Below are 9,656 nucleotides of genomic sequence, written 5' to 3'. Positions count from 1 at the left end.
CCTTGTCTTCCCACAACTGATTGATCCACCCCTGAAACTGCAAGCGATACTCCCCATCCTGGTCGTAATTCTTGCCAATGAACTGCGGCGGAATCTTCAGTTCCTGAAAATGCACCACCACGTCCGCGACGTTGCCGCAGAGCAAATCCCAGTACCCCGGACGCCCGCCCGGATAGTGAATCGTCACGTTGACGATGGACTCAAGCTGCTCACCCATCGCATCCAGCACAAACGCGATGCCACCGGCCTTGGGTTTGAGCAGGTATTTGAACGGTGATTTCTGCTGTGCATGTTTGCCTTCGGTGAAGCGCGTGCCTTCGACAAAGTTAAAGATGCCCACCGGGTTGTCGCGAAACTTCACGCAGGTCTTGCGCGTGGTTTCCAGGTCTTTGCCTTTCTTCTCCGGGTGCTTTTCCAGGTAGGCCTTGGAGTAACGCTTCATGAACGGAAAGCCCAGCGTCCACCAGGCCAGGCCAATCACCGGTACCCAGATCAGCTCCTGCTTGAGAAAGAACTTGAGCGGCTGGATGCGTCGATTGAGCACGTACTGCAACACCATGATGTCGACCCAGCTCTGGTGGTTGCTGGTGATCAGGTACGAGTGCTGATAATCCAGGCCTTCAAGGCCGCTCAGGTGCCAGCGAGTGCGGCGGACCAGGTTCATCCAGGCCTTGTTGTTGCTGATCCAGGCTTCATGGGTGTGGCTCATCAGCCACCGCGTGAAGCGCTGGGTGAGGGCAAACGGCAAAACCTTGAAAATGGCCACGCAGAACAGAAACGAGCAGAGCAAAATCGTATTCAGCGCCAGCAACAACGAGGCAATCACGCCACGTGCGGCGGCAGGCAGGAAATCCAGCATTTAAAGATCCAAAGGTCGGTTGGCGGCTTGAATCGCGGTCAACGCGATGGTGTAGACGATGTCATCGACTTGCGCGCCGCGCGGCAGGTCGTTCACCGGTTTGCGCAGGCCTTGCAGCATCGGGCCGAGGCTGACGCAGTCGGCGCTGCGCTGCACGGCTTTGTGCGTGGTGTTGCCGGTGTTCAAGTCCGGGAACACGAACACCGTGGCGCGACCGGCGACCTGACTGTTCGGCGCCAGTTGCCGGGCGACGGTTTCGTTGGCGGCGGCGTCGTACTGCAGCGGGCCGTCGATCAGCAGCGAATGCTGTTGTTCGTGCGCGAGCAACGTGGCCTCGCGGACCTTCTCGACTTCTTCGCCGCTGGCCGACTCACCGCTGGAATAGCTGATCATCGCCACGCGCGGAGTGATGCCGAATGCCGCCGCCGAATCGGCGCTTTGCAGGGCGATCTCGGCCAGTTCACTGGCGCTCGGGTGCGGGTTCATCACGCAGTCGCCGTAGACCAGCACTTCTTCGGGAAACAGCATGAAAAACACCGACGACACCAGCGTGCAGCCGGGTGCCGTTTTGATCAGCTGCAGGGCCGGGCGAATGGTGTTGGCGGTGGAGTGAATGACGCCGGACACCAGCCCGTCGACTTCATCCAGCGCCAGCATCATGGTGCCGATCACCACGGTGTCTTCCAGTTGCTGCTCGGCCATCGGCGCGTTGAGGCTTTTGCTCTTGCGCAGCGCCACCATCGGCTCGACGTAACGCTCGCGGATCAGGTCCGGGTCAAGAATCTCCAGCCCCGGTGGCAACTCGATGCCTTGTGCGCGAGCCACGGCTTCGACGTCTTCTGGTTTCGCCAGCAACACGCAGCGGGCGATGCCGCGCGCCTGACAGATAGCAGCCGCTTGCACGGTCAGCGGCTCGCTGCCTTCGGGCAACACGATACGTTTGTTGGCGGCCTGGGCCCTCTGGATCAATTGATAACGGAACACCGCAGGCGACAGGCGCATTTCCCGTGGTGTGCCGCAGCGTTGGTGCAGCCAGTTGGCATCGAGGTGACTGGCAACGAAGTCGGTGATGATCTCCGCGCGCTCGCGGTCGTCGATCGGGATTTCCTTGTTCAAGCCGTTCAACTGGTTGGCGGTGTCGTACGAACCGGTACTCACCGACAACACCGGCAGGCCGGCCTGCAATGCGCCACGGCACAGGTCCATGATGCGAGGGTCGGGCAGGGTGTCGCTGGTCAGCAACAGCCCGGCCAACGGCACGCCATTCATGGCCGCGAGGCTGACGGCGAGGATGATGTCGTCGCGATCACCGGGAGTCACCACCAGCACGCCGGGCTTTAAAAGCTCCACGGTGTTACGCATGGTGCGGGCGCAGATAATGATTTTGGTCATGCGCCGGGTTTCGTAATCGCCGGCATTGAGGATTTGCGCGCCCATCAGGTCGGCCACGTCGCGGGTGCGCGGGGCGTTCAGTTCCGGCTGGAACGGGATGCAGCCCAGCAGCCGGAAATCACCGCTGCGCAGCAACGGCGAGTGTTCCTTCAGGCGTGCGGCGAAGGCGTCCATGCTTTCTTCGGTCTTGACCTTGTTGAGGATCACGCCAAGGACCTTCGGGTCTTTCGGGCCGCCGAACAATTGCGCCTGTAATTCCACACGACCGGAGAGTTCGGTCAGCGCTTCGCTTTCTGGTGCCGAGACCAGGATCACATCGGCATCGAGGCTTTTGGCCAAGTGAAGGTTGACCCGCGCGGCGTAACTGGCGCTGCGGGTCGGGACCATGCCTTCGACGACCAGCACGTCCTTGCCAATAGCGGCTTGCTGATAAAGGGTGATGATTTCTTCGAGCAGCTCATCGAGCTGGCCGTCGCCGAGCATGCGCTCGACGTGCGCCAGGCCCAGTGGTTGTGGCGGCTTCAAACCGTGGGTGCGGGCCACCAGTTCGGTCGAGCGCTCCGGTCCGGTGTCGCCCGGGTGAGGCTGGGCAATCGGTTTGAAAAAGCCGACCTTTAGGCCGGCGCGCTCAAGGGTGCGTACCAGCCCCAGGCTGATGGACGTCAGGCCCACACCAAAATCGGTGGGCGCGATAAAAAAAGTTTGCATGCGGATTCTCTAAGGGTGCATGGCAATGGCGACGGCCTATCACTGGCTATCTGCCGAAATCAGTCGCCAAGGTTATCGCTAACCGGGCCTTGTGCGCACCAACCGCAATCAAAGGGCAGGCCTATTTTTTCAGTGCGTTGCGCCGGATCCAGCACCCAGGCCCGGGACTGCCATGGCGGCTGGTGCCGCAGGTGCTGCGTATGGCCGCAGGACAGCTCGGCGACCCAATGCCCGTCCTCGTCCTGATGGAAGCCTGTGATCGTCGAACCTTGCGCCGTAATCCGTCTGTCCGGGTTGTGTTCGCTTTCGGACGATTGCTTCGCTAAACTTGGCCTTTCTATATTCTTCTGCAAAAGGTCTCGCCCCATGCTGATCGCCGCCAATAAGGCTGTCTCCATCGACTATACCCTGACCAACGACGCTGGTGAGGTCATCGACAGCTCCGCCGGCGGCGCGCCGCTGGTTTACCTGCAAGGCGCAGGTAACATCATCCCGGGCCTGGAAAAAGCCCTGGAAGGCAAAACAGTCGGCGACGAGCTGACCGTAGCCGTTGAACCTGAAGATGCCTACGGCGAATACGCTGCCGAACTGGTCAGCACCCTGAGCCGCAGCATGTTCGAAGGCGTCGACGAGCTGGAAGTGGGCATGCAGTTCCACGCTTCCGCTCCGGACGGCCAGATGCAGATCGTCACCATTCGCGATCTGGACGGCGACGACGTCACTGTCGATGGCAACCACCCGTTGGCCGGTCAGCGCCTGAATTTCCAGGTCAAGATCATCGACATCCGTGATGCCAGCCAGGAAGAAATCGCTCATGGCCACGTCCATGGCGAAGGTGGCCATCACCACTGATTTCTGCGCTAAGCTCAGAGAACTGGAGAGGCGCCCGAGGGCGCCTTTTTAGTCCGCGGCTGTCGCTGGCAGCATCGCCAAGTGGCTGTTTCGAGTAGAACACGGGAATCTGGAGACCGTCATGAGTGCTTTTCACGACCTTAATTTGACAGCCCTGGATGGTCAGGCGCTCCCTTTGGCGCCTTTCAAGGGGCACGTCGTGCTGGTGGTCAACGTTGCCTCGAAATGTGGCCTGACCCCCCAGTACGCGGCGCTGGAAAACCTTTACCAGCAATACAAAGGTAAAGGCTTCAGCGTGCTGGGCCTGCCGTGCAACCAGTTTGCCGGGCAGGAGCCGGGCACCGAGCAAGAGATCCAGCAGTTTTGCAGCCTCAACTATGGCGTGACCTTTCCGTTGTCCAGCAAGCTGGAAGTCAACGGTCATGAGCGTCATCAGTTGTACAAGCTGCTGGCGGGCGAGGGGGCGGAGTTCCCTGGCGACATCACCTGGAACTTTGAGAAGTTCCTGCTCGGCAAAGACGGGCGCGTCCTGGCGCGGTTCTCGCCACGCACGGCGCCGGATGATCCGACGATCATCCATGCGATTGAAAAAGCGTTGAGCTGACATCCCCCTGTAGGAGCGAGCTTGCTCGCGATGGACGTTAACGATAACGTCGTAAAGCCTGGCACCCCGAGGTGTTCTCAGGTTTTTCGCGAGCAAGCTCGCTCCTACAGTTTCGCGTGACTTCTAGATCTTAATCACTGCAATCAATAGTGCTGTTCAAGCCGTTGAACTCTCCATATTATCCTCGTCATAAAGTCTATTCCCGTGGAGCGTCCCATGCCCGTTAAAGCCCTGTTCAAACCGTTCCACCTCGGCACCCTCGAATTGCCGACCCGTGTCGTCATGGCTCCGATGACCCGTTCCTTCTCGCCGGGTGGCGTACCCAATTCCAAGGTGATCGAGTACTACCGCCGTCGCGCCGCAGCCGGCGTTGGCCTGATCATCACTGAAGGCACCACGGTTGGCCACAAGGCGTCCAACGGCTACCCGAACGTGCCGCATTTCTATGGTGAAGCGGCTCTGGCTGGCTGGAAGAAAGTCGTCGACGCGGTCCATGCCGAAGGCGGCAAGATCGTTCCGCAACTGTGGCATGTGGGCAGCGTGCGTCGCATCGGCACCGAGCCGGACGCCAGCGTGCCGGGTTATGGCCCGTCGGAAAAACTGAAGGATGGCCAGGTCGTCGTGCACGGCATGACCAAGCAGGATATCCAGGACGTGATCGCCGCGTTCGCCCAGGCCGCCAAAGACGCGCAAAGCATCGGCATGGACGGCGTTGAAATCCACGGCGCCCATGGCTATCTCGTGGACCAGTTCTTCTGGGAAGGCACTAACCAGCGCACCGACGAATACGGCGGCGACCTGGCCAACCGTTCGCGTTTCGCCATCGAGCTGATTCAGGCAGTGCGTGCTGCGGTCGGCGAAGGTTTCCCGATCATCTTCCGTTTCTCCCAGTGGAAGCAGCAGGACTACACCGCACGCCTGGTGCAAACGCCGGAAGCCTTGGGTGAATTTCTCAAGCCGTTGTCCGACGCTGGCGTGGACATTTTCCACTGCTCGACGCGTCGTTTCTGGGAGCCGGAGTTCGACGGTTCCGAACTGAACCTGGCCGGCTGGACACGCCAACTGACCGGCAAGCCAACCATCACCGTGGGCAGCGTTGGACTGGACGGCGAGTTCCTGCAGTTCATGGTCAACACCGACAAGATCGCGCAGCCGGCCAGCCTGGAAAAGCTGCTGGAGCGCTTGAACAATGATGAGTTCGATCTGGTGGCGGTAGGGCGTGCGCTGCTGGTCGATCCGGACTGGGCGCAGAAAGTGCGTGACGGGCGTGAGGAAGACATCCTGCCGTTCAGCCGTGAGGCGTTGATGACGCTGGTATAAGCGGCGTCCGGTAGGGCCCCATCGCCAGCAGGCTGGCTCCCACAGGTAGTGTGTACACCGCGGATCCCATGTGGGGGGTGGCTGACTTTAACAGGTTCTGTGTACACCGCGGATCCCATGTGGGGGGTGGCTGACTTTCACAGGTTCTGTGTACACCGCGGATCCCATGTGGGGGGTGGCTGACTTTCACAGGTTCTGTGTACACCGCGGATCCCATGTGGGGGCTGGCTGACTTTCACAGGTTCTGTGTACACCGCGGATCCCATGTGGGGGCTGGCTGACTTTCACAGGTTCTGTGTACACCGCGGATCCCATGTGGGGGCTGGCTGACTTTCACAGGTTCTGTATACACCGCGGATCCCATGTGGGGGGTGGCTGACTTTCACAGGTTCTGTGTACACCGCGGATCCCATGTGGGGGCTGGCTGACTTTCACAGGTTCTGTGTACACCGCAGATCCAATGTGGGAGCCAGCCTGCTGGCGATGACTTACTTGATATCGCCCAAGAGCTCAGGGCAATGTCGCTGCACCAGGCACCACCTGCTCCCCCACACAAGCCCCCCGCAACTGCCCCTCGAACTGCTCGATAATCGCCGCCCAACCCTGCCGGCTCGCATGCTGGCGTGCATTGAGCCTTACGCAACGCAAGGTTTCGCGCTCCTCCAGCAGCCACGCCGCCGCATCGCAGAACGCTTCTTCATCCCCGGGCATCGCCAGTACGCCGTTGTAGCCATGGCGAATATGCTGGGCTGCCGCAGCCTGATCGTACGCGACCACGCCTAATCCCGAGGCCAGGGCCTCAAGCACCACATTGCCAAACGTCTCGGTCATGCTCGGAAACAGAAACACATCCCCCGACGCATAGTGACTGGCCAACGCTTCGCCCCGTTGCGAGCCACAGAAAATCGCCTCGGGCAGTTCCTGCTCCAGTACCGCTCGTTGCGGGCCGTCGCCCACCACGATCAGTTTCAGTGTGCGCTGTGGATAAGCGTTCTTGAGCGTGTCGAAGCAGCGCTTGAGAAGACCCAGATTTTTCTCCTGAGCCAGGCGTCCGACATGGATGACCGCAATGTCCTCATCACTCAAGCCCCAGCTCTCGCGCAGGGCTGCCAGGCGTTTGGTGGGGTGAAACAATTGGCTGTCGACCCCTCTCGACAGCAACGCCAGGCGTTCGAAGTGTCGGCGCTCCAGCTCCATTCTCTGGCTCATGCTCGGCACCAGGGTCAGCGTCGAGCGATTGTGGAACCAGCGCAGGTAGTGGGTGAGCAAACGCGTCAGCAACCCAAGCCCGTACTGCCTGGAGTACTGCTGAAAGTTGGTGTGAAAGCCGCTCACCACTGAAATTCCCAAGCGCCGGGCCGCGCGCAAGGCGGACAAGCCCAGCGGCCCTTCGGTGGCAATATAAAGTACGTCTGGACGATGGCGTTTCCAGCGCCGCAGCAGCTTGTGCATCGACGACTGGCCCCATTGCAAACCGGGATACCCCGGCAGCGGCCAACCTCGACACAGCAGTAATTCATCGTCGCTGCCCAGTTGCTGGTCGCAACCCTGCCGAGGCCGTATCAGCTCCACCTGATGCCCGCGCGCGCGCAGACCGTCGCACAAACGGCCAAGGGTGTTGGCCACGCCGTTTATTTCGGGAGGGAACGTTTCGGTGATCAGAGTGATATGCAGAGCTGTCGTCATGGCCCCAGTGTCGGCTGGGGCCATGTCGTCGTTGTGACGTTAGGATGATGGATTTATGACGGGATCAGCGTTGCGCCATCAGGTTCTCTGCACCGCGCTCGCGGACCCAGAACAGGGTCGCTCCCGCGACGGCGGCCGGCATCATCAGAATGTTGACCACTGGAATCAGCAACACCAGATAAACGATCCCGCCGAAACTCATGCTCTGCCAGCGTTTCTGCCGCAGCCAGGCAAGCATCTCGTTCCAGCCCAGCTTGTGGTTGTCCGCCGGGTAGTCGATGTACTGGATCGCCATCATCCACACCCCGAACAGCAGCCACAGCGGCGCGGCAATGATGTTCACCACCGGGATGAAAGACAGGATGAACAGCCCGATCGCCCGTGGCAGGAAGTAACCGAGTTTGCGCATTTCCCGGGCGAAGGTGCGCGGGATCATGGCGATCAGTTCGCCCCAGCTGAAGGACGGAAAGTCATCGGTGCCGCGGACCACCACTTCGACTTTCTCCGCGAGAAAACCGTTGAACGGCGCCGCGATGACGTTGGCCAGCATGGTGAAGGTGAAAAACACCATCAGCAGCACCAGCACCACAAAGATTGGCCAGAGGATATAACTGAGGAAACTCAGCCATTCGGGCAGGGTCGGCATCAGCGTATCGACCCACAGGCTGAATTGGTGGCCGGCCAGATAGATCAATCCGACGAACAGCACCAAGTTGATTGCCAACGGCAGCAACACGAACAAACGCAGGCTGGGGCTCAGCACCAGCTTGAGGCCTTCGCGCAGGTATTGCGGGCCGGACAGAACAGGGGCGGGCATATCGTGCTCCGAGCAATGGGGAAACGCGCCGACCTTACCGGCTTTGCCACACGGGCGAAAGCGCGGTCGCAGCATCGACATCAACTGTAACAAAGGCGTCGATATATTCACCGTGACGGGATAGAGACCACCTATGAGCTGGATTGTTAAACCGTATTTCCTTAATCTTCGCCCCCTCGATACGCTGCACCCAATCTTTTACAGGACCGTCGAGTTCAAGCCTTCCCCAAGTGCTTTCAACGGTTCTTTTTTATTCCCGCCGGCAACCCGGCGTTCCGCGCCAGGTGTTTCGGGCCGGTCAACAGGAGCAGGTCATGTCTGAAGTCCGTCATTCGCGAGTGATTATTCTCGGTTCCGGCCCTGCCGGTTACAGCGCCGCGGTCTATGCCGCCCGTGCCAACCTCAAGCCACTGCTGATCACCGGCATGCAGGCCGGTGGTCAACTGACCACCACCACCGAAGTCGACAACTGGCCGGGCGATGTCCACGGCCTGACCGGCCCTGCGTTGATGGAGCGCATGAAAGAGCACGCCGAGCGCTTTGAAACCGAGATCGTTTTCGATCACATCAATGCCGTGGACTTCGCTGCCAAGCCGTACACCCTGACTGGCGACAGCGCGACCTACACCTGCGACGCGCTGATCATCGCCACTGGCGCCAGCGCTCGTTACCTGGGTCTGCCGTCGGAAGAAACGTTCATGGGCAAAGGCGTTTCGGCCTGCGCAACCTGCGACGGTTTCTTCTATCGCAACAAGCCAGTGGCTGTGGTCGGCGGCGGCAACACCGCTGTTGAAGAAGCCCTGTACCTGGCCAACATCGCCAGCACTGTGACCCTGATCCACCGTCGCGAAACCTTCCGCGCCGAGAAGATCCTGATCGACAAGCTGAATGCCCGCGTGGCCGAAGGCAAGATCATCCTGAAGTTGAACTCGAACCTGGACGAAGTCCTGGGCGACAACATGGGCGTGACCGGAGCTCGCCTGAAGAACAACGACGGCAGCTTCGACGAGCTGAAAGTCGACGGCGTGTTCATCGCCATCGGCCACACGCCGAACACCTCGTTGTTCGAAGGCCAGTTGACGCTGAAAGACGGCTACCTGGTGGTGCAGGGCGGCCGCGACGGCAACGCCACCGCGACCAACCTGGAAGGCATCTTCGCCGCCGGTGACGTGGCTGACCACGTTTACCGTCAAGCGATCACCTCCGCCGGCGCTGGCTGCATGGCGGCACTGGATGCCGAGCGTTACCTCGACGATCTGCAGAACGCTTCGTTCTGATTTCGTAAAAATGAAAAAACCGGCCTCGGCCGGTTTTTTTGTGCCCACGATTCAGTTGTCGATCAATAAACCTGTGGGAGCGAGCCTGCTCGCGATGGCGGTATTTAATTCAACATTGATGTCGACTGAGACACCGCCATC

The 9,656-nt window shown here is 60.2% G+C and carries 9 protein-coding genes; 4 read left to right on the top strand and 5 right to left on the bottom strand.

The window, feature by feature from the left end:
* From EJA72_RS24625 to EJA72_RS24615, 3 genes are all read right to left on the bottom strand, one after another.
* Nucleotides 1–859 (bottom strand): acyltransferase (locus EJA72_RS24625; protein WP_157714499.1); only part of this gene is annotated, 859 nt, incomplete at its 3' end.
* A complete protein-coding gene (pta, locus tag EJA72_RS24620; RefSeq protein ID WP_157714498.1) occupies nucleotides 860–2,959 on the bottom strand; it encodes a phosphate acetyltransferase in 2,100 nt (699 codons plus the stop codon).
* 59 nt (nucleotides 2,960–3,018) lie between these two features.
* The gene (locus tag EJA72_RS24615) at nucleotides 3,019–3,357 is read right to left on the bottom strand and encodes a DUF3565 domain-containing protein (RefSeq protein WP_157714497.1); all 339 of its coding nucleotides are present in this window, start codon (nucleotides 3,355–3,357) and stop codon (nucleotides 3,019–3,021) included.
* On the opposite strand from EJA72_RS24615, the gene EJA72_RS24610 reads away from it, so the two are divergent.
* The 3 genes from EJA72_RS24610 to EJA72_RS24600 all read left to right on the top strand — a co-directional run bounded on the left by EJA72_RS24610 (nucleotide 3,326) and on the right by EJA72_RS24600 (nucleotide 5,735).
* Entirely contained in the window at nucleotides 3,326–3,811 is a 486-nt protein-coding gene (locus tag EJA72_RS24610; RefSeq protein WP_008150718.1) for a peptidylprolyl isomerase, read from the top strand. The genes EJA72_RS24615 and EJA72_RS24610 overlap by 32 nt on opposite strands.
* Before the next feature lie 121 nt (nucleotides 3,812–3,932).
* Entirely contained in the window at nucleotides 3,933–4,415 is a 483-nt protein-coding gene (locus EJA72_RS24605) for a glutathione peroxidase (protein ID WP_157714496.1), read from the top strand.
* Between the two features lie 216 nt (nucleotides 4,416–4,631).
* Nucleotides 4,632–5,735, top strand: a complete 1,104-nt coding sequence (locus EJA72_RS24600; protein ID WP_157714495.1) for an NADH:flavin oxidoreductase — start codon at nucleotides 4,632–4,634, stop codon at nucleotides 5,733–5,735.
* A gap of 510 nt (nucleotides 5,736–6,245) precedes the next feature.
* Here EJA72_RS24600 and EJA72_RS24595 read toward each other — a convergent pair.
* Entirely contained in the window at nucleotides 6,246–7,445 is a 1,200-nt protein-coding gene (locus EJA72_RS24595) for a glycosyltransferase family 1 protein (protein ID WP_157714494.1), read from the bottom strand.
* Between the two features lie 40 nt (nucleotides 7,446–7,485).
* The gene (gene cysZ, locus EJA72_RS24590; RefSeq protein ID WP_157714493.1) at nucleotides 7,486–8,238 is read right to left on the bottom strand and encodes a sulfate transporter CysZ; all 753 of its coding nucleotides are present in this window, start codon (nucleotides 8,236–8,238) and stop codon (nucleotides 7,486–7,488) included.
* Between the two features lie 314 nt (nucleotides 8,239–8,552).
* Here cysZ and trxB point away from each other — a divergent pair, with 314 nt between their 5' ends.
* Nucleotides 8,553–9,515 carry a thioredoxin-disulfide reductase gene (gene trxB, locus EJA72_RS24585; protein WP_157714492.1) on the top strand — a complete coding sequence of 321 codons (963 nt, stop codon included), beginning with the start codon at nucleotides 8,553–8,555 and terminating at the stop codon, nucleotides 9,513–9,515.
* Nucleotides 9,516–9,656 lie beyond the last annotated feature (141 nt).

Origin of the sequence: Pseudomonas sp. PB120, assembly GCF_009761815.1 — a bacterium.
Lineage (GTDB): Bacteria > Pseudomonadota > Gammaproteobacteria > Pseudomonadales > Pseudomonadaceae > Aquipseudomonas.
Note: the sequence above shows the minus strand (reverse complement) of the source record. Positions and strands in the feature narration are given on the sequence as shown.